Origin of the sequence: Pseudoalteromonas tetraodonis (assembly GCF_002310835.1) — a bacterium.
Classification (GTDB): Bacteria; Pseudomonadota; Gammaproteobacteria; order Enterobacterales; family Alteromonadaceae; genus Pseudoalteromonas; species Pseudoalteromonas tetraodonis.
This window is the reverse complement of record NZ_CP011041.1, coordinates 2,630,502-2,656,477: the sequence shown is the minus strand read 5'-3', so window position 1 is coordinate 2,656,477 and position 25,976 is coordinate 2,630,502. Positions and strand designations below refer to the sequence as shown.

Below are 25,976 nucleotides of genomic sequence, written 5' to 3'. Positions count from 1 at the left end.
TAATTATTCGTTAAACCAATGTTTTGTTCTGTTCACAATCGATACGAGAGACAACATAACTGGAACTTCAACCAGAACCCCAACCACGGTCGCCAATGCAGCGCCTGAATGTAAGCCGAAAAGGGAAATAGCTACTGCCACTGCCAATTCAAAGAAGTTAGATGTACCAATCAAACAAGAAGGTGCAGCAATGTTGTGCTTAAGCTTGAGTCTGACCGCGATAAAATAGGCAATAATGAAAATGCCATAGGTTTGCAGGATAAGCGGAATGGCGATTAGCAAGATATTAAGTGGTTGCTCAATAATGGTGTTAGCTTGAAAGCCAAACAGCAAAACGACTGTTGCCAGTAAACCGATAACAGAAAACGGTTTTAACTTCTCTAGCAAACTTGTGATAGCTGCTTCATCGCGACCTGAGCTGTTTAAGTGTTTTCTAGTCAGGATTCCCGCGATTAAAGGGAGCAATACATACAAAATCACCGAGATAAACAAGGTGCCCCAAGGTACATGAATGTCTGTTACACCAAGCAATAACCCCGCAATGGGAGCGAATGCAAAAATCATGATGATGTCGTTCACCGACACCTGAACTAAGGTATAGTTCGCATCACCTTTGGTTAATTGCGACCAGACAAACACCATTGCCGTACAAGGTGCAACCCCCAGTAAAATCATACCAGCGATGTATTCTTGCGCTGTTTCTGGTGATACAAAATCGGCAAATAAGCCTTCGAAGAACAACCAACCTAAAGCAGCCATTGAAAATGGTTTAATAAGCCAGTTGACCACCAAAGTTAATACCAAGCCTTGCGGATTCTTCCCTACTTCCTTAATGGTTGAAAAATCCACTTGCACCATCATTGGGTAGATCATTACCCAAATGAAAACAGCAACAACTACATTTACATGGGCAACTTCAAGCTTTGCAATAGCTTCAAAAAGAGGTGGGTAAACAATCCCCAGCGCCACACCAGCAGCAATTGATATCGCCACCCAAACAGATAAATAACGTTCAAAAATCCCCATAGTTACATTCCTTAATTACAGCAGCTTGCCACACGCGTAGGACGGTCACCCATCGAGTTTAATCTGGCTAGCTCTTGTTCGATAAAAATAGGCTCATTCACTACCGTTGAGGTGATGGTTTGCTTCATCCACGCTGGCAATGTTGGATTGATCGAATAAAACACCCATTGCTGATGCTTTCTGTCAGATAAAATGCCTGTTTTTCGAAGCTGTGCTAGGTGACGGGACACTTTGGGCTGGCTCTCTTCATCTAATGCAGTCATCAACTCACAGACACACGCTTCACCCTCAACCGCAATGATTAAAAGCGTTTTCAAGCGAATATCATCAGCCAGAGCTTTGTAAAAAGTAGTTGGCGTTATTGGCGCTGGCTTTTGCTTTTCTTGTATCAGCAAAAACATTTTAATCCGTTCATTTAGCTCTTGTAGCGTTTTTTCAAACGGGTTGGCATCTCTACGAGAACGAGGCTCAGGGAAATCCCAAGCAAGGCAGTTAGTACCATTGACTCGGCTATCACACTCTTTTGCCGCTTTATCACACAGGGTAATAACAAAATCGAAATGGATATTGCTAACTTCATCAAGGTGTTTTGAGTGTAATCCATCGGTAGGTAACCCAAAGTGCTCGATAGCTGACAAGGTACGACTATCAACACTATTTGGCTCAGTACCAGCACTATAAACCTCGTACTCACCTTTACCATGATGTTTTAGCAACGCCTCAGCCATGATAGACCTAGCTGAGTTTTCAGTGCATAAAAAGAGAACTTTCATGAAATGCTCCATAATAAATTTATTATATAATAAATTTATTATGTTGTGGTGACAACAGATATTTTCGAAAAAATGAGTTATGAGTAGTGTTAGTTAGAAGTATAACTGCTAGTACAATACCGCAGTTGGTCAATTGGAGAGCTAAGCCACTGACCTAAATGAATTAGGTAAAACGTCTGTTAATTAGTTTTTATTAGTTGAGCAAAGAATTAAACTGAACGACTCAAAGTGGCACTTTTACGAAGTTCGGCAGTGAGCGATCAGCAGACGGTCGATCAAAATCATTTTTGTCCAGAGGCAAGTTATAAATGTAACTCGCCTTTGCCCCAAAACGAGTTAACGTAAATGCTCTAAGGGCAGCTTTGAGCGAAAAGCAGACATTGACCGTTAATCGTTTCAACGACGGCAATTAGCCATACGTTGCATGTTTGCTCCCTTACTGGTTTTACGATATCCAAAACCGACATAACGACCATTAAGCAAATACCAAAGTAAAATAGGTATGTGCTCCAATCATATAGCCAAAGAGGATAAAGCGTTAATAGCACTGCTACAGGCCCTAGAATGCTGAAGACAGCTCTGGTATGGTTTTTATTTTTGTGCCAGTTGTATAAGTTTACCAATAGTTCCAAAGATGCAAAAATAGGTAAAAGCGTATTTACAGCTATTCCTTCGAAGTGAGAGAAGAAGCCTAGTCCTAATGCCGATGCAAGTGACCTTAATGCAGGGAGGCAGGCCGTGCCGCTAGCCAAACGCCACTAGAGCCTACTCTGTCTAATATTTTATTTATCATTTGAAAGTCTATTGGTTGATATTACCATCATTCTAAACTCCGTATACAAGTACGGAGTCAATCATTTTAATGAGTCAATTATGGGGCAATGTGTTGGATCTTCGTTTTGCATACAGGTATTTGTCATACCCACAATTACTTTCTCTAAACGTTGAAGGTCATTAATTTTGTCTCGAATGATTGCTAACTTTTGTCGGTTTAATAGCTCAACTTGAGCGCAGTTGCTGTCCATAGACATTAGCGATTTTATTTCTCTTAACGTAAAGCCGAGCGCTTTGGCTTTTGTGATAAACCTAAGTTGTCCTGCTATTGATTCGTCATATTGTCTATAACCAGATATTGGTTTTTCAGGTTGTGTAATCAGTCCTTCTCGTTCATAAAAACGAATGGTTTCTACATTTAAATTTAATGATTGTGCTAATTTGCCAATGGTTTTCATTATTGCCTTTGTGAATACTACTAATCTAAAGTTATATTTAGTTCAACTATCTAATGACTTGATAATGCCACAGACTTCAATTGTACCGTCAGACCCGCAAGAGCTTGCCATTAGTTTTAACTCTTTTTTGAGTGCATTCAATTCCTTCATTCGTTGATTAACTAAAGTTAGTTGCCGATCAATTAATGCATTTACACTAGAGCAACTCTCCTCTGGCTTGTTTTTTAATTCAATGAGTCGCTTAATATCATTAAGCGGAATATCTAAACTTCGACAATGCTTTACGAACTCTAGCTCTTTAAATGCCTTATTAGAATACAACCTGAAATTCCCTTCAGTGCGATCAGGATCTGACAGCAAGCCCTCCTTTTCATAATATCGGATGGTTTGTACTGAATACCCCGATGTTTTCGATAACTCACCAATTTTCATAAAATTTCCAAATAAACTTGACCCTATAGTCACTATAGGATTTATAGTTAGAGCATACAAGTTAATCGGAGATGAAAATGAGCGATTGTGGGTGTGAAGTTGAGCTAAAAGATAACCAGCAAAAAACGGTGCTTTATTGGCTTCTGGCTATCAATGCCTCGATGTTTGTTTTTGAAATTGGCTTTGGTTGGTTATCAGAATCAACGGCTTTAATTGCAGATTCGTTAGACATGCTAGCGGATGCAATCGTCTATGCAATTGCACTATACGCGGTGGGAAAGTCAATCCAACATAAGGCTAATGCTGCTTTAGTGAGTGGCTATTTCCAACTGGGGTTAGGCGTGCTAATTCTAATGGATATTGCTAGAAGGCTGTATGGTGAAAGTGAGCCTCACTCTTGGTTTATGATTGGCGTAGGCATGGTTGCTTTAGTTGCAAATGTGATTTGTCTCATCCTTATTCGAAAGCACAACAACGATGAAGTACATATGAGAGCTAGCTGGATATTTTCAGCGAATGATGTAATTGCAAATCTTGGTGTCGTTATCGCAGGCATACTCGTTATGGTGCTGAAACAGCGTTGGCCTGATATCGTCATTGGTAGCATCATTTCAATGTTAATTCTTCGAGGCGCTTACCGAATACTAAGCGATGCTAAACAAGAATTAGCTGTTGCTGAGAAAACACGTTAAACACCAAATGAAGATAAACAATCAACCTTTGGTTGTTCAAAGTAAGGAAACATCAATGAATAGCAAATATCTAGAAAAAACCAAGATAGTAAATTTTGAACACTCTACAATTCAATCATTAATTTCTGAGCGTAATTGGCAAGAACTCGATGACTTCAACAAAATTGGTGCAGCCTACCAATTTGTTAAAGATGAAATATTATTTGGTTACAATGAGAGTGATGATATTTCAGCAAGCAGTGTTTTAGCCGATGGTTACGGACAATGCAATACCAAGGGTAACTTGCTGATGGCTTTGTTACGAGGATTAGGTATTCAATGTCGTTTTCACGGCTTTACTATTGAGCAGCGATTACAAAAAGGAGCTATTCCAACTTATGTATTTTGGTTAGCACCTAAATATATCATTCATAGTTGGATTGAAGTTTATTTCAAGGATCGTTGGATAAACTTAGAAGGCTTTATATTAGATGAACAATATTTAAGTTCACTACAGCACAAATTTAGTCAAATAAAAAACGAATTTTGTGGTTATGGTGTTGCAACAAAGTGTTTCTCTTCGCCAGATACAGATTGGCGTGGTCAAGATACCTATATACAAAAAGAAGGTATTCATGATGATTTTGGTGTTTATAATTCCCCTGATGAGTTTTATCTCGAAAAAGGAACTAACTTATCAGGAATCAAACGTTGGATGTATCAACGAGTGATCCGTCACTTTATCAATTTTAACGTAGTCAATGTAAGAAATTTAAAAGTTCTTGAGGTGGAAAATGCACAATCATAGCCATAGCCATTCGCATGGAAAAGACGACCGTATAGGTTGGACATTTTTCCTTAATGTTTCATTTACTATTATCGAATTTATTGGTGGTTGGCTAACCAACAGTACCGCTATTATGGCTGATGCTGTACATGACCTGGGTGACAGTTTATCTATAGGATTCGCTTGGATACTGAGTCGTTTCTCGGATAAAGAAGCATCCGATAGATTTAGCTATGGCTATCGTCGTCTTACCCTGTTTGGCGCATTAATTAACAGTATTGTATTAGTTATTGGTTCTGTCTGGGTGCTATTTGAAGCAATACCAAGATTATCTAATCCTGAAATGCCAATGGCTGAAGGAATGTTGGGTCTTGCATTACTTGGGGTTGCTGTTAATGGGTATGCAGTATTTAAACTAAAAGCGGGTAAAACGCTGAACGAAAAAGTACTTACGTGGCATTTGCTTGAAGACGTACTTGGCTGGGTTGCAGTCCTAATTGTTTCTATCGTGCTGCTTTTTGTAGATCTACCAATATTAGATCCTTTGCTTTCTATAGGCTTTACACTGTTTATATTGTTTAACGTTTTGAAAAACCTGAAAACAACATTGGCACTATTTCTTCAAGCTACACCTGATGAAGAAGTGCAGAATAATATTGAAAAAGCGATAAAGGCTATACCTGAAATTAATGGGATTCATCATATGCACTTTTGGTCATTAGACGGGGAAAGTCACGTATTAACTGCTCACCTAGAGTTAGCCCATAACTTTGAGGTTGATAAATTAATTAGGCTAAAACAACAAGTGGCTAAGGAACTTTCTTCTTATAATTTATCTCATACAACCATTGAGTTTGAGTTTCCTCAAGAAACTTGCCGTGACGAGCATGAAAAACATGCGCATGGCTAGTTTAGAAAACCTTTTTTTGATATTATAATTTTTCATATTTAAGTAGGTGTTTATTTTGAAATTCAATGTTGCGTTAAAAATACTATTAGTCGTTTCGATTGTTTTGCAATCGTTAACTGCTGTTGTATCCGCAACACCTGAGAATCACCAAATAGATATAGAGCACCTTCAAATTCAACATGATCATGCAGATGATCGAAATGTCTCAAATGATAATGTAGGTGATGAGCAGCATAATGAAAAAGATTGTCATCACTGCGGACATTGCAGTGGCAGCCACTTATCTTGGATTTTAGTCAGTAATTCAAATACCACGGGCAAACTAAACATTATCAATAAAACGCCTTATCAAATTGATCAAACAAGTACCTTTCTTGAAGCGATACTTCGTCCGCCCATTTCTTAATTAGATTAATTTTTAATGACCTATTTATCCTTTAATAATGGATAAAGGTTTCGTGTTTATTAATTTTAAAATTAAGAATTTTTATGTATATATATTTAAAAAATGCAGGTTTAGTCCTGTCTTTATGTATGGCTGTGAGTTTTTCAGTTGCCACTTATGCCAAACAGAAAAGTATTTCATGGCTAGATAGTCAAATAAATAAAGATCCCGAAGTTGTTGCGGCTAAAGAGTTACTTAATGCAAGTAATCATAGAGCCAAGAGCTTAACTAAAGCCGTATATAACCCAGAGCTTGAAGCAAGCTATGAAAAAGAGGGTGATTTTGATAATTATTCTATTGGTATCAGTCAAACGATTGATTTTTGGGATAAGCAATCAGCAAATAAAAGCATTGGTGAAATTGGTGTTTATGCAAACCAGCAACAATTGTTATCTCTACTCGATTCTAAAAAGGCTAACGCTTTAACTGCAATAGTTAATTGGCAAGCAGCAAAAAAGGTGGCTCAGTTACTTTCAGTAAGAGAAAATCAATTACAAACGCTCGTTGGAATTATTGAAGATAAGCGAAAAGCAGGACTTTTAGAGCCACTTGACGCTGAACTGGTTTATTTAAACTTGTCCCAAGTTTTCAGTGAAATATCTGAGTCGCAAATTGCTTTGAAAAATGCAGAGGTAAATGTTCAGGAGTTATTGCCTGATTGGACGCCTAATACTACCAATTTGTTTTCATTTACTTTTGGAGCAACAAACTATTCATTTAACTCTCAGTGGGTTGAGGAACATCCAAAAGTTAAACTCGCTAGAGCGCAATGGAAGATAAAACAATCTAAAGCTCAACTAACCACTATGGAATCTAAAGCCAATCCAACCATTGGAGTTAACGCAGGGAAAAGTGGAGATGAAGACTTGATTGGCGTGACTTTCTCAATGCCTTTAAATATCAGAAATAACTATTCAGATACTGTTAAAGCCGCTTATTCAGAAGCAATTGCAGCAGAGGCTAACTTTCGGTCGGTTTATCGAAAGCAGTCATTTGAAGCAAAAGCTAATTATGAATCGCTTATTGTCAGTAAAAAATATTATGAGCAATGGCAAAAACTGACAAAAGGCAGATTAGATAGCAGCGAAAACTTATTAAATAAGCGCTGGGAAGCTGGTGACATTAATACTTCTGACTACTTACTTGCATTAAATCAACGTGCGGAAGGGCTTCATGCAGGAATACGTTTGGAAAATCAATTCAAGCTTGCAGAAATATCCTTCATTTTAAGTATGGGTCAGTTATCCAAATTTGAGATTTGAGCGCTTTGTTTTTTCAGTAGCGAAAAACGAAATCTTAAATTTATTAAAAATATAGGTTACAAAAATGAATACAGTAATTAGTAAAAAATTTTTAGCCGTAGTAATTAGCTGCCTGTTAGTTGGGTTTACTACAAATCATGATGCTTTTGCACAGTCGTCAGATGGAACTGGTTCTGTCACAAACGTTTCGAAACAAGAAGAAAAAGAACATCAAGATGAGCATGAACACGAAAAGGGACATGAAGAAGATAAAGGTGACCATGACGAGCACGGCCATGAAGGTGGTAATAAAGAGGGAGAAGAAGGACATGAAGAAGGTATCACTATTGATCCAAAGAAGATGTCGCTTGCTAACATTAAAGTGGAAAGTGTTAAGCCTGAATATCAATTTAGCTCCGTATATGCACCTGGCGAAATAAAAGCTAATGGCTATAAAAGTTATGTGGTATCACCACGTACAGAGTCAGTCATTATCAGTCGCCATGCAGCGCTTGGCGAGTATGTAGAAATAGGTCAGAAGTTAGTTACATTATTTAGTGAAGCAATGGCACAAGCACAAGCTGACTATTTAATCGCTTCAACCGAATGGCAACGTGTAAAAAAGCTGGGTAATAAGACGGTGAGTGAAAGTCGATTATTACAAGCTGAAACAACATACAATGCGAGCTATGGCAAGCTCATTGCTTTAGGGTTAACTGAAAAAGCAATAAATGGTATTTCTAACAAAGACATTAAAGCATTTGGACAATATGCATTAACGGCGCACCGTGAAGGTGTCGTGCTTCAAGACGACTTTATCCAAGGGCAACGTGTTGATGCTGGGGATTCAGTCATGTTGTTAGCTGATGAAAAACAACTATGGGTTGAAGCAAAAGTTTCTCCAAATAAAAAGCTAAATTTATCAATTGATTCTCCTGCGGTACTTAAATTAGAAGGCCAGAGTTACAATGCCAAAGTTATCCAAGAAGCCCATACAATTGATCCCGTAACTCGTACAAGAATTATTAGATTGGGGGTACAGAATGCTGATGATAACCTTCATTCAGGTATGTTTGTAAAAGTTTACTTTCAGTTTGCCACAAAGCAGAAAGTGATGGCTGTGCCAGAAGAAGCATTGATCCGCAGCGCAGATGGTGATTGGACCGTATTTGTCGAAGACCACCCTGGAGAATTTAAAGCTGTAGAAGTAGAACTAGGCCGAGCCTTAGGTGATTTTAGGGAAATCATTGGCCTTGATAGTGGGACGCGAATTGTAACCAAAGGCGCATTTTTTGTTGCTTCTGAAATCGCTAAAGGCGGATTTGATCCGCATAACCACTAAGGAGCAAGACTATGTTTAATAAAATAATAGATTGGTCTGTTAATAATAGACTCCTGATTTTGATTGCGCTGTTTGCCACAATTGTCGGCGCAATTATGGTTATACCAAAACTAAATTTAGATGCCTTTCCTGATGTTACTAATGTTCAAGTTGCTGTAAATACTGAAGCGCCAGGACTAGCTGCTGAAGAAGTTGAACAACTCATTACGTACCCCATTGAAGCGGTCATGTATGCCTTACCTGATGTAGAACAAGTGCGCTCAATTTCTAAAACAGGCTTGTCTGGCGTCACGGTTGTTTTCAAAGAAGGCACCGACATTTACTTTGCAAGACAACTTGTATTTGAGCGTCTTCAAGCCGCAAAAGAACTGATACCAGAAGGTGTCGGCACACCCGAAATGGGGCCAAACACCTCAGGGCTAGGCCAAGTATTTCAGTACCTTCTTATTTCAGATAAAGATGCAGGCTATGATGCTATGGCACTCAGGAGTCTCAATGATTGGGTAGTAAAATTACTCGTTATGCCTGTCGATGGTGTTACTGATGTACTCTCCTTTGGAGGTATTGTTAGGCAGTACCAAGTAAATGTAGATCCATCTAAGCTTCTTTCTTATAACCTAACGCAAGAAGACGTTGTTGGTGCCCTAGATAACAACAATGCCAATGTTGGCGGATGGTATATGAACCGTGGGCAAGAGCAGCTTGTTATTAGAGGTGCAGGTTGGTTTGAAAGTGGTGACGCTGGTATTAGTAATATCAAACAAGTTCCCGTCAAAACAGTTGATGGGACAGTTGTGACGGTTTCGGATATTGCTAAAGTTGAAATGGGCAGTGAAATTCGTCAAGGTGCTGTCACAATGACGCGCAAAACCGAAGACGGTAAAGTCGAAAATTTAGGTGAAGTTGTCTCTGGCATTGTCTTAAAACGCATGGGGTCTAATACTAAAGCCACCATTGATGGTATCAATGCAAGAATCCCATTGATTAATCAAGCATTGCCTAAAGGTGTTCGCTTTGAACCATTTTATGATCAGGCTGATTTGATTGAAAAAGCCGTTGATACAGTAGTTGATGCACTATTACTAGCATTTATTTTCATCTGTATTGTATTAGCACTATTTTTAATGAATATACGTGCAACCTTCCTTGTCCTAATATCTATTCCAATTTCAATTGGTATCGCGTTAATGATCATGGCTTGGTGGGGCATTTCTGCAAACCTTATGTCATTGGGTGGCATTGCCGTAGCCATTGGTATGCTAGTTGATGGTTCAGTCGTGATGGTTGAAAACATGTTTAAGCATTTAAATAGACCAGACTCTACCCATTTAAAAACTGTAAAAGAAAGAGTGCCTAGTGCTGATACTGATCCACATGATGTAGAACAAGATGAGCATGGTATTAAGTTACGTCTTCAAAATGCGGGTAAAGAAGTGGCTCGTCCCGTATTTTTTGCAGCTTCTATTATTTTAGTCGTATTTACGCCTTTATTTAGCTTTGAAGGTGTTGAGGCAAAGTTATTTCAACCTATGGCAATAAGCATCATTTTAGCTGTTATATCTGCTATTGTGGTTGCGTTGTTTGTTGTACCCGCTTTAGCTACTTATTTATTTAAGTCAGGTGTAAAAGAGAGGGAAAGCTTTGTTCTTAGGCCATTAGACAAACTCTACAGAAAAGGGCTTACATTCGCACTAAAACGCACCAAATTAGTCATTTCAGCCGCACTTATATTAGTTTTCTCTGCCTTTGCATTAGTTCCATTAATTGGTACTGAATTTGTACCTGAGTTAGAAGAAGGGACGATAAACTTAAGAGCAACGCTTGCACCTTCTTCCAGTTTAGATACCGCGCTCACTGTGGCACCAATTCTAGAAGAAAAACTAATGGCTTTTCCTGAAGTAACCTATGCATTAAGCCGAATTGGTCGAGCAGAAATAGGTGGAGACCCAGAGCCTGTGAATAACATCGAAATTTACATAGGGTTGAAGCCTGTTTCTGAGTGGACCAGTGCATCTAATCGATATGAACTTCAAGGAAAAATGGAGAGATCTTTAGAAGAATTCCCTGGGTTGCTACTCAACTTTTCTCAACCTATTGCGACTCGTGTCGATGAGCTACTATCTGGTGTTAAGGCTCAGTTGGCGATAAAGTTGTTTGGGCCTGAACTTGAGGTACTGGCGGCTAAAGGTCAAGAAATAGAAACAGCAATTAAAAACATTGAAGGTGCAAGGGATGTTGCATTGGAGCAAATTGCTGGTGAAGCGCAATTGGTGATAAGTCCTAACAGGCAAGAACTATCACGCTTTGGATTGTCTGTGAGTGACATAATGGAGGTTGTGCGTGATGGTATTGGTGGTGTTGAAGCCGGACAAATAATCAATGGTAATGAACGTTATGATATTTACGTTCGCATAGAGGAAGAGTACCGAAGTAACAAAGAAGCTATTGCTGATATTCGGCTTCAATCACCTACTGGTGCTTGGGTGCGGCTGGGTGACGTAGCCTCAGTCTCATTTGAGTCAGGCCCACCACAAGTTAGACGCGATGATGTACAACGAAGAGTCGTTATCCAAGCAAATGTACAAAATCGAGATATGGGAAGCGTGGTTGCCGATATCAGAACGGTAATTGCTGAAAAGGTTGACTTACCTTCAGGTTATTCTGTTTCGATTGGCGGCCAGTTCGAAAGTCAAAAACGTGCTCAAAATAGGTTAGCTATAGTTGTACCTTTATCGTTAGCACTAATCGCACTACTACTTTACTTTGCCTTTGGTTCTGTTGGTCAAGCTATGCTGATATTGGTCAACGTGCCGCTTGCTGTAATTGGCGGAGTTTTCTCCTTATATTTATCTGGACAATACTTGTCTGTACCAAGCTCCGTTGGCTTTATTACCTTATTTGGTGTAGCGGTATTGAATGGGGTCGTTATGGTAGAAAGTATCAACCAACGTATTAAAGACGGTCTAGAAGCATCTAAAGCCGTTTTTGAAGGCGCTACTTCAAGATTAAGACCTGTACTTATGACTGCTATAACATCAGCTTTAGGTTTGATACCGATGTTAATGTCTAATGGTGTTGGTGCAGAAATACAGCGCCCATTAGCGAGTGTTATTGTTGGCGGCTTGGTAACTGCAACACTGTTAACATTATTTGTTTTACCTGTTTTATATCGCTGGTTTTCAGAGAAAAAAATAAAAGAGCTATCCAGATAAAATTACTGTGAACTCTAACCCCACGCTAAAGTCACGTTTAGCGTGGGGTTATTGAGTAGATGAACGAAAAGAAAGATTAGATTTAACAATAAACTAATAGTCATGACTGCTTTGTCGGAATATTTGTCGTTAAACAGGCCAAAGCTAACTTCCGCTTTCGTATCTTTGCAGTCTTAATCTCTATGTGTCTCAAGGTCGGATTATGGCACGTGCCAGACTCTAACTTCGAGTCTGGCTTAGGTTCAAATTTAAGCATCGATCTGTTCTGATACTTCTAACGCATCATCAACTTCTATTCCCAAGTACCTGACAGTGCTCTCTAGTTTTCTATGGCCAAGTAGAAGCTGACAGGCTCTTAAATTTTTAGTTTTTTTGTAAATTAGTGATGGTTTGGTACGTCTCATTGAATGAGTGCCATATTGAGTCTTATCTAACCCAATTGAGGTGACCCAAGAGTCAACTATACGTCCATATTGACGGGTTGAAAGGTGTTCAGAGGAATGAATTCGTGACTTAAACAAGTAATCATAAGAATTGAGAGTAAATTGCTCTATGAGCGCCACAATTGATTTCCTTGTATTTCCAGTAATTTCAAATTGAACAGGCATACCAGTCTTTTTTTGAACGACTATTGCCCGTGATTGGATTGCTTTACCATGTGCAATGTCATTAACTTTTAGTGAAACTAAATCACACCCTCTTAGTTTGCTATCTATGGCTAGGTTAAATAGTGCTAGATCTCTTATTTTATGAAAAAGTTCCAGTCGTATTCGGATAGCCCATATTTGCTGTAATTTTAGAGGTAACTTTTGTCCTACAAGCTTATTTTTATTCCAAGGCTCTTTAGGCTGATATATAGTTAACTGGTGCATTAGTTGTACTCCGGTGTTTATGGAGTTTTAAGCTTAGCTCGCTACAAAAGAATTCGGGTATGAGCGAGGAGCGGACACTGAAAAGTTAAATTTATTATTACTTCTTTGAGTAAGAGCCTAATTCTGTTCGATAACATTATTAAACGCCGCTTTGGGGAAAAATAACATGCTTAATATCTCGCTATTTTAATTACTTGTTTACAAAGGAAATTATTGGTGAAATTATCGGGGTATGTAATATACGCCGTTTTGGTGTGTTATAAACCACCAAAACGGTGTTCAATAAGCTGTTAGCCATTAATTCATACGTACGGAGTTTATATGCTTACCCATTCCTTCGAAGACCTGACTCAAACGTTTAGAGTTCTGCTTGAATCGAATCAAAGATTAAAACAATTAATTGATATTGATAGAGCAGAAGCCGTGGGTACTGTGGAAACTGCAATTAACGCAAAATTAAATGCATTCCATAATTTATATGATTTGATGGCGCAAGAATTAGGAAAGCCAGTAGATTGGTATTCAGTCCCTGAACTTTGCATAATTCTGGCAATTCGCAATGCTCGCCACCATAACAAAGCAAACAGAATTAGAAGTTTATGGAACTACCATAATCAAGTTTGTGAAAAGCCTACAAACAAAAAGAAGTATCTATACGTAAATTCTGTTGTACCTGAAGAGGAAGAAGGTGGAGGGTACTTTGATATACCTCTATCTTGGTCTGATTTAGACGATTTGTTAACTTTGCCACGAAATGAATCAAGATTGAGAGCTAATGCTAGAGATCTAATTCGTAACTATTTAAATGCAGATAAATTTGAAGAAGAGGCAAAATCTTTAGGTTTCAGTAAATCTCAAATATTTTTCAACTTTGTGCCTTTGTCTCTGAATGCAGGAATTGCATTGCACCCATTTGTGAAAGAGCATGTGACACCTGATTCAGTAGAGTCTGAATTTTTTTTACAGCACTTTGAAAATACAGCCTCAGCACTGACTAAAGAACACGACTATCAAGAGTTCACATTTTCACTACCAGAGTAAATGGCTAACAAGAGTCTAAGGTTACGACAGTCCGCAAATGGCACAAATGCGACTGTTAGATTTGATAAAGTCCTACAGTTCAAACCTCACAGATCAAGTTAGTACTTATGAAAATAAACTGCTTTTCAAGCTCGGCGTCTACCTCGTAAATATTAAACACTTATCTTGATTTTACTTATTGATATAAAGGGAGCATCCAATAATCTCTTCCCGAACCCCGAACCCCGAACCCCGAACCCCGAACCCCGAACCCCGCAATTAAGCTATTAGTTTCTCCGCAAGGTTGAGTTCCATTGTTGCTTTTAATAAACGGTATAAGTTAATTGATGCGTCTATTTCTTCTTTACGGTTGGTTAAGCTTTCAATATTTAAGCCCAGTGGTACACCTAAGTGCGCACAGCTTTTTAAAATTGAGTCGAGATTTTCACGACAAATACGTACCGATTCGCTTAATGTATTTTCCGAATCAAGCATGCGCCATTTAGTTGCCTCTGGCACTGAGATACCTAGCCACTGCATAAACTCCAATGTTTTTTCACCACCACAAGGCGTAAAGGTTAATATAATCCGATTAGGTGTCAGGCCTTGTGCTTTGCATGTGCGCGCATAACTGGTTATTAAATCTATGGTTGCTTGTGCATTGTAAACGGCTTGAGAGATAAAAAACTGGCACCCTTGTGCTGTTTTTTCTATTAAGCGTTGGTGCTCATTACGCTTATTGGCATGGCGCTCAGCAATGGTTACACCACCTAAAAAGAAGTCTTCTGACTGCTCTGCCAGAGTTTTGTAGGCATTCGGTAAGCTTAGCTTTATATCACCCGCTGATGATGGGCTGCCCACTAACACCACGTTTTTTAAATCGTAGTCATTTTTAGTTTCATCTAACCACGCTTTAAACTCACTCACACCGCGCTGAGCTACACTTTTATAAGTAATTACATCAAGATCAGATAAGCCTCGTAAGAGTTGACTGTACTCGCGCGGATCAACTGTTTGCTTAAATGCAAATGGACGCGCTTGCTCTGTACGGCTGCTTTCATCTTGAATGTCATAAATAATTACGCCGTCATATTCAATTTCGTGTAAACGGCCTAATAACTTTTCGGCAATGATTTTTAATTGCGCTTTATCAGTCCCAATTTTTGGCGGTGTTGTGCCAATTAGGTAAACACCTTGGTTGGTGTCCTGTATTTTTTCTTGAAGTGATAAAGCCATAATCCTCATTCCAGCTTAATTTGTGATGATGGATTTAATATAGCAGCCATTTAGACGTCTAGATAGATTTATTTATTGAAAGTTTCTCAACTAACGTGAATTATTTTCATAGTTAAACCAAGTTACCAGCAATAACTGACACAGTTGTTTACATAATTAATAGGCTTAGGGCTCTTATATTTAATTACTTTACGGCATACTTAGTTTGGTAAATGTTTTAAAAATTGCTCAATTTAAAAAGGGATAACAATGAAATTTAAATTATTGGCAACTAGCCTAGCGGTATCGCTGGCCTTAACAGGTTGTGCTATGCAGCAAAGTCAAAACACGCAAACAGCAGCTCAACAAGAACAAGTTAATAAAGCAGATGAGCGTGTTTTTTCACAAGATTACCTAATAGAAGAGCTAGATAACGGCCTACGTGTGATGGTAGTTAAAACCGATTACCCAGATGTAGTATCGCTACAAATACCTGTATCTGTAGGCTCGCGTAATGAAGTGGAAGCAGGTAAAACTGGTTTTGCTCACTTTTTTGAACACATGATGTTTAAAGGCTCTGAAAAGTTTCCGCAAGATGTGTATTCAGATATTCTAAAAAATTCAGGGGTTGATAACCGCGCCTACACAACTAACGATTACACTAACTACCACTTAAATTTTTCAAAGCAACATCTTGATAAAGTACTTGAGATTGAAGCTGATATTTTTCAAAACCTAAGCTACACCGAAGAGCAATTTAGAACCGAAGCGCTAACGGTTAAAGGCGAGTACTTAAAAAATAACGCCAGTCCAATTCGTAAATTATTAAGTGCGGTACGCCAAGAAGCGTTCGAAAAACATACCTATAAACACACTACAATGGGCTTTTTTGAAGACATTGAAGCCATGCCAGATCAAATGGCCTACGGTAAAGAGTTTTTTGATAAGTTTTATAAGCCTGAATATGTATCGCTTGTGATTGTTGGTGATGTTGAGCCAAAAGAGACCATGGCGATGGTTAAAAAACACTGGGGTAATTGGCAAAAAGGCGACTATGTTGCTGATATTCCAAAAGAGCCAACTCAACAAGCGCCAAAATATGTGCATGAGCAAAACGAAGGACTACCTGGTCACTGGTTACTTGTGTCGTATAAAGGCGCTGCATGGGAGCCTCAGAAAAAAGACAGAGCCGCATTAGATTTACTATCGCAGCTTTATTTTTCTAGTAATTCAGATATTTACCAAGAGCTGGTAGTAGAAAAGCAAATAGCGAGTCAAATGTTTACCTATAACCCAGAGACTAAAGATCCAGGGTTACTGCATGTATTTGTAAAAGTTGAAAATGCCGATGATTTAGCCACAGTGCGTGATGCTATAAACCGTACGTATGCCAAAGCGCGTACCGAGTTGGTTGATAGCCAAAAACTCAGTGATTTAAAGTCTAATCTTAAATACAGCTTTATAAATGGTTTAGATTCATCGCAAGCAATTGCCTCTACACTTGCCAGCTATATGCATTTTGAGCGCGATCCTGAGGTGATTAATCAGTTGTATAAATCGGCAGACAATATCACTAGCGAAGATATTAGAGCCGTTGCAAATAAGTATTTTGTTGATAATGCGCGCACCACAATTACTATGTCGGCACTTGATAAAGCCCCTGGTTTTGAACAAGAAAGCGATTTAAATGCATTGGTAGCAAAATATCAGCAAGTACCGAGTAAGCCAATCTTTAAAGTACTTGATAAAACTAATAGCTCGCCGTTAATCGATATTAACTTATTATTTAATACCGGTGCCGCTGCCGATCCGCAGGGTAAAAAAGGCGTAGCGGCTTTAACTGCCGCAATGCTAGCGCAAGGTGGCTCAACCTCAATGAGTTACAAAGATATTAAAAAGGCAATGTACCCGCTGGCGGGTAGTTTTGGTTATCAAATAGATAAAGAAATGCTGTCGTTTCAAGGGCGTATCCATAAAGATAATGCAGCTCAGTGGTATGCTTTAGTGAGTGAGCAGCTGTTAAGCCCAGGCTTTAGAGAAGATGACTTTAAACGTCTGAAAAAAGAAATGATCGATGGCATTAAGTCTGGTTTAAAAGCTTCTAACGACGAAGAGTTGGGTAAAGAAGTGCTCTACAGTGTGCTTTATAAAGGCCACCCTTATGAAAGCTATAACTACGGTGATTTATCTGATTTAGAAGCGCTGACCCTTGATGATGTTAAAGCGTTTTATAATGCTGAACTTACACAAGCTAAACTTACTGTGGGTTTAATTGGTGCAGTGCCTGAAAAACTCAAAGCACAAATGTTAGCTGACTTAGCGACACTCCCTAAAGGCGAACAAAGCCGCTTAACAATCCCTGATGCGCCAGAACTTAAAGGTCATCATGCAACGATTGTTGAAAAGTCAGCGCAATCAACGGCTGTGTCGTTCGGGTTCCCTATTGATACCATTCGTAGCAGCGAAGACTGGACCGCATTGTGGTTAGTGCGCTCGTACTTTGGTGAGCATCGCAGTTCTAACAGTTACTTGTACGAACGTATTCGTCAAACGCGTGGTATGAATTACGGTGATTACGCCTATATTGAATACTTCCCTAGAGGTATGTTTCAAACAAAACCGGATGCAAACTTAGGGCGCTCTGAGCAAATATTCCAAGTGTGGCTGCGTCCACTGCGCTCAAACAACGATGCGCATTTTGCAACCCGTACCGCATTATTTGAGCTAGATAAGCTAATTAAAAATGGTATGACCGAGGCAGATTTTGAAGCCACGCGTAACTTTTTAATTAACTTTGTGCCACAAATGGTTGCTAGTCAAAATCGCCAGTTAGGTTATGCGCTAGATAGCGAGTTTTATAACACCGATAGTTTTGTAAACTACGTCACAAGCAAACTGAAAACATTAAGCGTTGATGATGTAAATCGAGTGATTAAAGACAACCTACAAACTGAGAATATTCACTATGTGTTTGTTACCGGTGATGGTGAAGATATGCAAAAACGTTTAGCAACTATGCAAACCTCGCCTATGGTGTATAACACCGATAAGCCTGCCGAGTTAGTGGCTGAAGATAAGGTAATTGCTGATTATAAACTGGCAATTCCTGCAAAAAATATTGAAGTAGTAAAGGTGGATAAAGTATTTCAATAATTTAAGTTTTTAAGTATTAAAAAATGCCCCTGTGCAGTAAGCATTGGGGCATTTTTATATTTTAGGTTTTAAATACTAGTTACTTACTAAAAGTACTGAGGCTGCACCAAGAGCAAAACTAATAACAGAGCTAATAATCAAACCTGCAATAAAACTTTTAGATGGACTGTTATTGGCATCATTTTGGTTGTTCTCATCAAGCTTAATAAGCTCACCTTGGCGTACTTCAAATACCGCACATAAGGCCATGGTGGTTTCTTTTGAGGCTGCACCTTCTTTTTCTACTCGTTGAATGGTTCGCAAGCTTACATCGCAGGCATCGGCAAGCTGTTGTTGTGTCCAATCGAATGTGTGCCTAAGCGACTTTACCGTTGTAGGGTTTAATTGCATGTTAAAGTTTTCCTACAATTAGCTCTACGACTGTTGCAGTGGTATAGCCAAATACTGCACCACCTAATGCACAGCCTAGAATAAAAAAAGCCGCTTTTTTAGGATCGCTAGGAAGACTACTTTGAACTTGCTTGGCAAGCACTTCTTGATCTTTGTATAGAGTGCACTCAAGTCGTCCTGTGAGTATATTGAGCATGTCAAATTTCACTTGGTACTGCGAATTTTCAAAATCAAATGTGTGTGAGCTTTTTATATTAACACTGCGTCTACTGCTAACTAAGTCATCGTTAATATAGACTTCTTCTTTACCTGTAAAGTAGCTTCCAAAACAGGCTATTTGGTTATCGCCATCTTGAAAGTAAAATTTATAGCCTAATTTTTTTGTATTTAATATGTCGTTTTTCATCATCGTTATCCATGTTGAGTTGATGATGCTAATTTAGCGTTTATTATTATTTTTTACGCCGTCAGCAGTACGCCAGTGGCTATTTTGGCACATGACACACGTGCTGTCATATGTTGTTATTTACTGATTTTTATTAACTTATTTTATTTTTGCACAAATGGTTAAACCTGCCTAGCTGTCATATGACATGACTTGAAAAAAGTAATATAAACCTGAAACTTAACTGGTTATATATAATAACCAGAACAAATAACGAAGGGATTAACACCTAGGCGGCTAAATCCGTTAGAATTGGCGGTAGGCTCTTTGTAATAACTTAAGGCAGTATTATGCGTCATGAAATTTGGCAACAGCTTCGTAGTGAAGCAAATGAAGTAGTAACTCGTGAACCCCTTTTAGCGAGCCATGTGTATTCGTGTATTTTAAATCATGAGTGCTTAGGGTCGGCATTGAGTTTTATTGTTGCTAATAAACTAGCTGATGCTGTGGTTTCTGCTTTTACAATCCGTGAGCTGTTTGACCAAGCTTTTGTAAAGTGTGACCGTATGCTGACACATGTTGCTCATGATATTAAAGCGGTAAAAGATCGTGACCCTGCGGCCGAAACCTACCTTACCGTGATTTTAAATTTAAAAGGGTTTCACGCCATACAAGCACACCGTTTAGCAAACTGCTTATGGCAACAAAATCGTAAAGAGCTTGCGCGCTTTATTCAAAGCCGTACCTCAGAGGTGTTTGGGGTTGATATTCACCCTGCCTGTAAAGTAGGCCAAGGCATTATGTTTGACCATGCCACCGGTATTGTTATAGGTGAAACCGCCGTAATTGAAGATAATGTATCTATATTACAATCGGTTACATTAGGTGGTACGGGTAACGAGCAAGGCGATCGCCACCCTAAAATCAGAGCGGGCGTACTTATTGGCGCGGGCGCTAAAGTACTGGGTAACATTGAAGTGGGCGAGGGCGCACGTATTGGCGCAGGTTCAGTGGTATTAAGCCCTGTGCCGCCTCACACAACTGCTGTTGGCGTACCTGCAAAAATTATTGGTCGCCCTGATTGTGAGTGCCCGGCAGAAAGTATGAACCAAAACTTTTTAGAATATCCCGAGCCAGAAAACGAATCGCACACCAGTGCAATGCTTTAATTTTTGAGTACCTAGAAATGATATATAAAAGTAACCTTGTGGCTATGCTGCTCTGTTTTTCTTCAGGCGTGGCGTTAGCAAGTGGTTACTTTTTGTTTTTTAAAGATTCCACTCGTGTTTCCTCAGCGCCCAAACAAGCTGTAATCTCTTCGGCTAACACTCAAGTCAATAATCAGCCAACTACTTTGCAAGGCTTAGTGCAGGTTAATAAAGCCCAAGCGGCTGATCAACAAACTCAGCTAGCACAACATGTGGTTGAGCTTAATCAGCGGCTTGAAAAAAAATCAATCCAGCTTAAGCAATCTCAACAACAGCTAAAGTTAAATCAATTAGAAAGTGTAGAGCTTGATGATGAGCTCGCAATACAGTTTGAGCAAGAGGCTGATAATCTCGAATGGAGTTACGAGCTTGAAGTCGCGTTAACTGACTTTTTAATTATTAATGAGTTTGCAGATAGCGCTGAGCTTACAGCGCTAAAGTGTAAGCAAACAATTTGTAAGTTTGAGCTTACCATAAATCAACATGCCGTTAATTATGGAGCTAAATTATGGCGCGAGCTTAACGATAAGCTTCACCTTGAACCTTGGTGGCAGCAATTTAAACTCAGTGCATCTCAATCTAACGATGCCCGTATTGAGTTTACCGTAAGTACGCAAGGCTAGCGCTTAGCAATATGGCTAAGCTTCTACCTTTGAAATAACCTGGCCATCTACTAACTCAGTGATCAACACATCACCCACTTTTACATCTTCCACTGATTTAACCACTTTATTTTGCGCTGCTTTAGTAATGCTATAACCACGTGCTAGGACATTAAGGGGGCTGACCGAATCAAGCCGACTTGCTTGTAAGGCAAGCGTATTATTTGCGTGTTGTAGTTGCTGCTGCATCGCTTGATTTAGCCTTGCATGGAGCTGTGCTAACTGATGGTTTGCATTTGCTAGCTTTTTATCTGGTGATTGGCGCATTAGTCTGGGTGTTAAATTAGCTAACACGCGTTCTTGTTGATATAAACGCTGACGCATTGCCTGTTGCAGTGCAATACTCAACTCATCTAAGCGTTGTGATTTTTGGTTTAGCTGATTGCGCGGGTGGCATAAATTAAGGCGATGCTGCAATTGTATGGCTAGTGCGCGTTTATCGGCAATGTCGTGTTTAAATGCATTCGCTAAACGATTAATTAACTGATTAACCCTATTATGTAGCTCTTGTGTATTGGGGCTTACGAGCTCTGCGGCTGCAGAAGGGGTTGCGGCGCGAACATCAGCGACATAATCGCTAATTGTGGTATCTATTTCATGGCCAACAGCGCTCACAATGGGCAGCGAGCTTTGATAAATAGCACGAGCAAGTTGTTCATGGTTAAAGCACCATAAATCTTCTAATGAACCACCACCGCGTCCGAGAATGATAACGTCGACTTCATTACGTAAATTTGCCAGCTCTATTTGCTTGATTAAATGGCCATGCGCTTCTTTGCCTTGCACCATCGCAGGGTAAATAACCACTTCTAATTGCGGCGCACGACGCTTTAAAACAGTTAAAATATCTTTGATTGCGGCGCCTGTAGGTGAGGTGATCACCCCTATGCGATTTATGTTTTGGGGCAGGGGCTTTTTATAAGCGGAGCTAAATAAGCCCTCTGCAGCCAAACGCATTTTTAGCGCGTCAAACTCTTGCTTAAGTTGCCCTTCGCCGGCAGGTTCCATATGTTCAACAATAAGCTGGTAGTCACCACGGGGTTCGTACAAAGATACACGTGCTTTAACGGTTACTTGTGCGCCGTTAATTGGTCGGTAACTTTGGTTGCGATTATTGCCTCGCCACATGGCGGCTTTAATTTGCGCTTTATCGTCTTTTAACGAAAAATACCAATGCCCAGAAGCAGGCGCAATAAAGTTAGAAATTTCACCAGTGAGTACTAAAGACGCAAAACCTTGTTCAAGTAAGGCACGTATTTCACGATTAAGGCGAGATACGGTATAAACCGTTTGCGAGGGCTTAGAAAACATAAAAACTACCAAAAAACATTTATAAATCTAGCTTATCATAAATAAATACAAAATATTATTTACTAGTGCCTACAACGCTGTTAAAATTTGGCCGCAATTCCTTATCTTAGATCCACATGTGAGAAGTTGCCAAAATGCTTAGAATCGCTAAAGAAGCTCTTACCTTTGATGACGTACTTTTAGTACCTGGTCATTCTACTGTTTTGCCACATACGGCAAATATTTCAACTCGCTTAACGCGTGGTATCAAACTTAACTTGCCGCTCATTTCAGCATCTATGGATACTGTTACAGAAGCTCGTTTAGCTATTGCCCTCGCGCAGGAAGGTGGTCTTGGTTTTATTCATAAAAACATGACCATTGCAGAACAAGCGAAAAATGTTCGTAAAGTTAAAACCTATGAAGCAGGTATTGTTTCATACCCTGTTACAGTTACTGCCGATCTGACTATTGCAGATGCTGTTGAATTGTCTCAGGAAAAGGGATTCTCAGGTTTTCCGGTCACCGATAGCGAAAATAACCTTGTAGGTATTGTAACTAGTCGTGATATGCGCTTTGAAACTAAGCTTGAACAGCCGGTTTCAACAGTGATGACGAAAAAAGAAAACCTAGTAACGGTTAAAGAGGGAACGGCTCGCGAAGATATCTTAAGCTTAATGCACGAACACCGCATTGAGAAGATTCTTGTGGTTGATGATGCGTTTAAACTTAAAGGCATGATCACCGTAAAAGATTACCAAAAAGCACAAGACAAACCAGATGCATGTAAAGACGAGCAAGGCCGTTTACGTGTAGGTGCTGCGGTAGGCGTTGGCGCAGGCACTGATGAGCGAATTGCTGCATTAGTTGAAGCCGGTGTTGATGTACTACTAATCGATACTTCTCATGGTCACTCACAAGGTGTTATTGACCGTGTTGCAGCGACTCGTCAAGCTTACCCAGACTTACAAATTGTTGCGGGTAACGTAGCGACAGCCGAAGGTGCTATTGCCCTTGCAGATGCTGGTGTTGATGCTGTTAAAGTAGGTATCGGCCCAGGTTCTATTTGTACTACACGTATTGTTACTGGTTGTGGTGTACCACAAATAACAGCCATTTCAGATGCGGTTGAAGGCCTTAAAGGTCGCGATATTCCAGTGATTGCCGATGGCGGTATTCGTTTTTCTGGTGATATTGTAAAAGCATTGGTTGCGGGTGCATCGTGTGTAATGGTTGGCTCTATGCTCGCGGGTACTGAAGAAGCACCAGGTGAAGTTGAACTTTATCAAGGTCGTTACTACAAGTCTTACCGTGGTATGGGTAGCCTAGGTGCGATGGATCAAAAAGAAGGGTCATCGGATCGCTACTTCCAAAAATCAAACCAAGCTGACAAGTTAGTACCAGAAGGTATTGAAGGTCGTGTTGCTTATAAAGGGCCAATTGCAACCATTATTCACCAACAAGTGGGTGGTCTTCGCAGTGCAATGGGCTTAACCGGTTGTGCCACAATCGAAGAGCTAAACACTAAACCACAGTTTGTACGTGTAACTTCTGCTGGTATGGGTGAGTCGCATGTTCATGATGTGCAAATCACTAAAGAAGCACCGAACTACCGTTTAGGCTAATCAGCCTTTAACAACTTGAAAAAAGTGGGCTAACCTTTGTTAGCCCTAATATAGTCACACAGCTTAAGCTGGTGGCGTTTAGCACCTGACTTTACGAGATACTTCATGAGCAAAGACATTCACGATTCACGAATCCTCATTTTAGATTTTGGTTCACAATACACGCAGTTAATCGCCCGTCGCGTGCGCGAAATTGGTGTTTATTGTGAGCTTTGGGCTTGGGATGTAACCGAAGAGCAAATTCGCGAGTTTAACCCACAAGGTATTATCCTTTCTGGTGGCCCAGAATCAACCACGCTTGAAAATAGCCCGCGTGCTCCTGAGTATGTATTTAATGCAGGCGTTCCAGTACTTGGTATTTGTTACGGCATGCAAACTATGGCAACGCAGCTTGGCGGCCGTGTACATAGCTCAGATAAAAAAGAATTTGGTTACGCACAAGTTGAAAAAGTGGGTAACTGTGCATTATTTGATGCCATTGAAGATCATATTACTGATGGCGGCAATGGCGTACTAGATGTGTGGATGAGTCACGGTGATAAAGTAATGGAAATTCCAGATACGTTTAAAACCACTGCTAAAACATCTACTTGCCCGCATGCTGCAATGTCTAACGAAGAAAAGCGCTTTTACGGTGTACAATTTCACCCAGAAGTAACGCACACACATCAAGGTCAACGTTTACTAGAGCGTTTTGCTATTGATATTTGTGGTTGTGAAAAATTATGGACGCCAGCAAAAATAATTGATGACGCCATTGAGCGTATCAAAGAAACTGTAGGTGACGACGAAGTTATTTTAGGCTTATCAGGCGGTGTAGATTCATCGGTTGTGGCTATGCTTATTCACCGTGCTATTGGTGAGCGCCTAACCTGTGTATTTGTTGATAACGGTTTACTTCGTTTAAACGAAGGCCAGCAAGTTATGGATATGTTTGGCAATAAGTTTGGCTTAAACATAGTTAAAGTAGATGCCGAAGATCAATTTTTAAATGACTTGGCAGGTAAATCAGACCCAGAAGATAAGCGTAAAGCTATTGGCCACACGTTTATTAATGTATTTGATGAGCAAGCTAAAAAGCTTAAAAACGCGAAATGGTTAGGTCAAGGTACAATTTACCCTGACGTAATCGAATCAGCGGCATCAGCGACTGGTAAAGCACACGTGATTAAATCGCACCATAATGTGGGCGGCTTACCAGATGACATGCAAATGGGCTTAGTAGAGCCATTACGTGAGTTATTTAAAGATGAAGTACGTAAAATTGGTTTAGAGCTAGGTTTACCGTACGATATGCTTTACCGTCACCCATTCCCAGGGCCAGGTTTAGGTGTGCGTGTACTTGGCGAAATCAAAAAAGAGTACTGTGATTTACTTCGCCGCGCAGATGCTATCTTCATTGAAGAGCTTCACAAAGCAGAGCTTTACCATAAAGTAAGCCAAGCGTTTACTGTATTCTTACCGGTTAAGTCGGTAGGGGTTATGGGTGATGCACGTAAGTATGATTGGGTTGTTTCACTTCGTTGTGTTGAAACCATCGACTTTATGACTGCACGTTGGTCACATTTACCGTATGAGTTTTTAGGTGTGGTTTCTAACCGTATCATTAACGAAATCGACGGTATCTCACGCGTTGTTTACGATATTTCAGGAAAACCACCTGCCACTATCGAGTGGGAATAGACTTGGTTGTAAAAACCTAATCTAGTTTCTGTTAGATAAAAAAAGGCCAGTCAGTATTTCTGACTGGCCTTTTTAATGAATTTTTACTTTCCTAAAAAACCTTGCGGAGATATTAGTTTTCGTTGTAGTGCTGGCTTCTATTTTTAGGGCTGTGGCTGCGTAACACTGGGCACTGCCTGAAGATGAAAATCATTGCTGACAAAATGGAGGTATTCCAAAATAGGTTGAAGATGGTAGGGCGAGTTTATGATGGTTCGGTCGATCAAATCGACAAAATAAGACGCTGGCCCTTTGGTCGCCGTACGTAGTCAGTGATGATGTACCGATCTAACTAGCCGCTCTACAGTTCATCAACCAAGAAAATGCCCTGCAAATTTTACTCGTCGTGAAGAAGGTAATCAC

At 39.8% G+C, this 25,976-nt stretch carries 23 protein-coding genes; 13 read left to right on the top strand and 10 right to left on the bottom strand.

All coding sequences use genetic code 11. From position 1 onward, the window contains the following. Positions 1-3: 3 nt before the first annotated feature. From arsB to PTET_RS12390, 5 genes are all read right to left on the bottom strand, one after another. Positions 4-1,026, bottom strand: coding sequence for an ACR3 family arsenite efflux transporter (gene arsB / locus PTET_RS12410; protein ID WP_028835005.1), 1,023 nt, complete (start codon positions 1,024-1,026; stop codon positions 4-6). Between the two features lie 11 nt (positions 1,027-1,037). After that, positions 1,038-1,799, bottom strand: a complete 762-nt coding sequence (locus tag PTET_RS12405; protein ID WP_036983716.1) for a metalloregulator ArsR/SmtB family transcription factor — start codon at positions 1,797-1,799, stop codon at positions 1,038-1,040. Between the two features lie 350 nt (positions 1,800-2,149). Continuing rightward, complete coding sequence (locus tag PTET_RS12400) at positions 2,150-2,551, bottom strand: MerC family mercury resistance protein (RefSeq protein ID WP_239978102.1); 402 nt, start codon at positions 2,549-2,551, stop codon at positions 2,150-2,152. 102 nt (positions 2,552-2,653) lie between these two features. Beyond that, positions 2,654-3,031, bottom strand: a complete 378-nt coding sequence (locus tag PTET_RS12395) for a MerR family transcriptional regulator (RefSeq protein ID WP_004588890.1) — start codon at positions 3,029-3,031, stop codon at positions 2,654-2,656. A 42-nt stretch (positions 3,032-3,073) separates the two neighbouring features. Beyond that, positions 3,074-3,463 (bottom strand): Cd(II)/Pb(II)-responsive transcriptional regulator, encoded by a 390-nt coding sequence (locus PTET_RS12390; RefSeq protein ID WP_004588889.1) that lies wholly within the window; start codon positions 3,461-3,463, stop codon positions 3,074-3,076. Positions 3,464-3,540: 77 nt separating this feature from the next. On the opposite strand from PTET_RS12390, the gene PTET_RS12385 reads away from it, so the two are divergent. From PTET_RS12385 to PTET_RS12355, 7 genes are all read left to right on the top strand, one after another. Beyond that, a complete protein-coding gene (locus PTET_RS12385) occupies positions 3,541-4,155 on the top strand; it encodes a cation transporter (RefSeq protein WP_004588888.1) in 615 nt (204 codons plus the stop codon). Between the two features lie 55 nt (positions 4,156-4,210). Next, the gene (locus PTET_RS12380) at positions 4,211-4,942 is read left to right on the top strand and encodes a transglutaminase-like domain-containing protein (protein WP_004588887.1); all 732 of its coding nucleotides are present in this window, start codon (positions 4,211-4,213) and stop codon (positions 4,940-4,942) included. Beyond that, positions 4,929-5,831 (top strand): cation diffusion facilitator family transporter, encoded by a 903-nt coding sequence (locus PTET_RS12375; RefSeq protein ID WP_004588886.1) that lies wholly within the window; start codon positions 4,929-4,931, stop codon positions 5,829-5,831. The genes PTET_RS12380 and PTET_RS12375 overlap by 14 nt, the downstream gene beginning before the upstream one ends. Before the next feature lie 55 nt (positions 5,832-5,886). Then, positions 5,887-6,237, top strand: coding sequence for a hypothetical protein (locus tag PTET_RS12370; RefSeq protein ID WP_004588885.1), 351 nt, complete (start codon positions 5,887-5,889; stop codon positions 6,235-6,237). 83 nt (positions 6,238-6,320) lie between these two features. Next, positions 6,321-7,538: a TolC family protein gene (locus tag PTET_RS12365; RefSeq protein ID WP_008468875.1), complete on the top strand. Its 1,218-nt coding sequence runs from the start codon at positions 6,321-6,323 to the stop codon at positions 7,536-7,538. A 64-nt stretch (positions 7,539-7,602) separates the two neighbouring features. Further along, a complete protein-coding gene (locus PTET_RS12360; RefSeq protein ID WP_002962258.1) occupies positions 7,603-8,859 on the top strand; it encodes an efflux RND transporter periplasmic adaptor subunit in 1,257 nt (418 codons plus the stop codon). 11 nt (positions 8,860-8,870) lie between these two features. Next, positions 8,871-12,071 (top strand): efflux RND transporter permease subunit, encoded by a 3,201-nt coding sequence (locus tag PTET_RS12355; protein ID WP_004588883.1) that lies wholly within the window; start codon positions 8,871-8,873, stop codon positions 12,069-12,071. A gap of 248 nt (positions 12,072-12,319) precedes the next feature. On the opposite strand, the gene PTET_RS12350 is transcribed toward PTET_RS12355, so the two are convergent. Continuing rightward, the gene (locus PTET_RS12350) at positions 12,320-12,943 is read right to left on the bottom strand and encodes a tyrosine-type recombinase/integrase (protein ID WP_004589486.1); all 624 of its coding nucleotides are present in this window, start codon (positions 12,941-12,943) and stop codon (positions 12,320-12,322) included. Positions 12,944-13,264: 321 nt separating this feature from the next. Here PTET_RS12350 and PTET_RS12345 point away from each other — a divergent pair, with 321 nt between their 5' ends. Next, positions 13,265-13,984 carry a PI-PLC domain-containing protein gene (locus PTET_RS12345; protein ID WP_058155173.1) on the top strand — a complete coding sequence of 240 codons (720 nt, stop codon included), beginning with the start codon at positions 13,265-13,267 and terminating at the stop codon, positions 13,982-13,984. Positions 13,985-14,242: 258 nt separating this feature from the next. On the opposite strand, the gene PTET_RS12340 is transcribed toward PTET_RS12345, so the two are convergent. Further along, a complete protein-coding gene (locus PTET_RS12340) occupies positions 14,243-15,199 on the bottom strand; it encodes a methylenetetrahydrofolate reductase (RefSeq protein ID WP_010387688.1) in 957 nt (318 codons plus the stop codon). 249 nt (positions 15,200-15,448) lie between these two features. On the opposite strand from PTET_RS12340, the gene PTET_RS12335 reads away from it, so the two are divergent. Beyond that, positions 15,449-18,331, top strand: coding sequence for a M16 family metallopeptidase (locus PTET_RS12335; protein ID WP_013465707.1), 2,883 nt, complete (start codon positions 15,449-15,451; stop codon positions 18,329-18,331). A 75-nt stretch (positions 18,332-18,406) separates the two neighbouring features. On the opposite strand, the gene PTET_RS12330 is transcribed toward PTET_RS12335, so the two are convergent. Beyond that, positions 18,407-18,721, bottom strand: coding sequence for a helix-turn-helix transcriptional regulator (locus tag PTET_RS12330; RefSeq protein ID WP_013465706.1), 315 nt, complete (start codon positions 18,719-18,721; stop codon positions 18,407-18,409). Between the two features lies 1 nt (position 18,722). Next, on the bottom strand, positions 18,723-19,130 hold the full coding sequence (locus tag PTET_RS12325) for a hypothetical protein (protein WP_013465705.1): 408 nt from the start codon (positions 19,128-19,130) through the stop codon (positions 18,723-18,725). A 326-nt stretch (positions 19,131-19,456) separates the two neighbouring features. Between PTET_RS12325 and cysE the strand changes: the two genes are divergently transcribed. Together cysE and PTET_RS12315 are read left to right on the top strand one after the other, a co-directional pair. Then, positions 19,457-20,275 carry a serine O-acetyltransferase gene (cysE, locus tag PTET_RS12320; RefSeq protein WP_010387694.1) on the top strand — a complete coding sequence of 273 codons (819 nt, stop codon included), beginning with the start codon at positions 19,457-19,459 and terminating at the stop codon, positions 20,273-20,275. A 17-nt stretch (positions 20,276-20,292) separates the two neighbouring features. Further along, a complete protein-coding gene (locus PTET_RS12315) occupies positions 20,293-20,937 on the top strand; it encodes a hypothetical protein (protein ID WP_036953494.1) in 645 nt (214 codons plus the stop codon). 15 nt (positions 20,938-20,952) lie between these two features. On the opposite strand, the gene xseA is transcribed toward PTET_RS12315, so the two are convergent. Then, positions 20,953-22,287, bottom strand: a complete 1,335-nt coding sequence (xseA, locus tag PTET_RS12310) for an exodeoxyribonuclease VII large subunit (RefSeq protein ID WP_013465703.1) — start codon at positions 22,285-22,287, stop codon at positions 20,953-20,955. A gap of 134 nt (positions 22,288-22,421) precedes the next feature. Between xseA and guaB the strand changes: the two genes are divergently transcribed. Then, positions 22,422-23,891 carry an IMP dehydrogenase gene (guaB, locus tag PTET_RS12305; protein WP_008110278.1) on the top strand — a complete coding sequence of 490 codons (1,470 nt, stop codon included), beginning with the start codon at positions 22,422-22,424 and terminating at the stop codon, positions 23,889-23,891. Positions 23,892-23,996: 105 nt separating this feature from the next. Continuing rightward, positions 23,997-25,574: a glutamine-hydrolyzing GMP synthase gene (gene guaA / locus PTET_RS12300; RefSeq protein WP_010387703.1), complete on the top strand. Its 1,578-nt coding sequence runs from the start codon at positions 23,997-23,999 to the stop codon at positions 25,572-25,574. The last annotated feature ends 402 nt before the right edge of the window (positions 25,575-25,976 follow it).

Bases quoted from the DNA above. Each gene is read 5' to 3' on its own strand.
- arsB (WP_028835005.1), bottom strand. From the start codon at position 1,026: ATGGGGATTTTTGAACGTTATTTATCTGTTTGGGTGGCGATATCAATT.
- PTET_RS12405 (WP_036983716.1), bottom strand. From the start codon at position 1,799: ATGAAAGTTCTCTTTTTATGCACTGAAAACTCAGCTAGGTCTATCATG.
- PTET_RS12395 (WP_004588890.1), bottom strand. From the start codon at position 3,031: ATGAAAACCATTGGCAAATTAGCACAATCATTAAATTTAAATGTAGAA.
- PTET_RS12390 (WP_004588889.1), bottom strand. From the start codon at position 3,463: ATGAAAATTGGTGAGTTATCGAAAACATCGGGGTATTCAGTACAAACC.
- PTET_RS12385 (WP_004588888.1), top strand. From the start codon at position 3,541: ATGAGCGATTGTGGGTGTGAAGTTGAGCTAAAAGATAACCAGCAAAAA.
- PTET_RS12380 (WP_004588887.1), top strand. From the start codon at position 4,211: ATGAATAGCAAATATCTAGAAAAAACCAAGATAGTAAATTTTGAACAC.
- PTET_RS12375 (WP_004588886.1), top strand. From the start codon at position 4,929: ATGCACAATCATAGCCATAGCCATTCGCATGGAAAAGACGACCGTATA.
- PTET_RS12365 (WP_008468875.1), top strand. From the start codon at position 6,321: ATGTATATATATTTAAAAAATGCAGGTTTAGTCCTGTCTTTATGTATG.
- PTET_RS12360 (WP_002962258.1), top strand. From the start codon at position 7,603: ATGAATACAGTAATTAGTAAAAAATTTTTAGCCGTAGTAATTAGCTGC.
- PTET_RS12355 (WP_004588883.1), top strand. From the start codon at position 8,871: ATGTTTAATAAAATAATAGATTGGTCTGTTAATAATAGACTCCTGATT.
- PTET_RS12350 (WP_004589486.1), bottom strand. From the start codon at position 12,943: ATGCACCAGTTAACTATATATCAGCCTAAAGAGCCTTGGAATAAAAAT.
- PTET_RS12345 (WP_058155173.1), top strand. From the start codon at position 13,265: ATGCTTACCCATTCCTTCGAAGACCTGACTCAAACGTTTAGAGTTCTG.
- PTET_RS12340 (WP_010387688.1), bottom strand. From the start codon at position 15,199: ATGGCTTTATCACTTCAAGAAAAAATACAGGACACCAACCAAGGTGTT.
- PTET_RS12335 (WP_013465707.1), top strand. From the start codon at position 15,449: ATGAAATTTAAATTATTGGCAACTAGCCTAGCGGTATCGCTGGCCTTA.
- PTET_RS12330 (WP_013465706.1), bottom strand. From the start codon at position 18,721: ATGCAATTAAACCCTACAACGGTAAAGTCGCTTAGGCACACATTCGAT.
- PTET_RS12325 (WP_013465705.1), bottom strand. From the start codon at position 19,130: ATGATGAAAAACGACATATTAAATACAAAAAAATTAGGCTATAAATTT.
- cysE (WP_010387694.1), top strand. From the start codon at position 19,457: ATGCGTCATGAAATTTGGCAACAGCTTCGTAGTGAAGCAAATGAAGTA.
- PTET_RS12315 (WP_036953494.1), top strand. From the start codon at position 20,293: ATGATATATAAAAGTAACCTTGTGGCTATGCTGCTCTGTTTTTCTTCA.
- xseA (WP_013465703.1), bottom strand. From the start codon at position 22,287: ATGTTTTCTAAGCCCTCGCAAACGGTTTATACCGTATCTCGCCTTAAT.
- guaB (WP_008110278.1), top strand. From the start codon at position 22,422: ATGCTTAGAATCGCTAAAGAAGCTCTTACCTTTGATGACGTACTTTTA.
- guaA (WP_010387703.1), top strand. From the start codon at position 23,997: ATGAGCAAAGACATTCACGATTCACGAATCCTCATTTTAGATTTTGGT.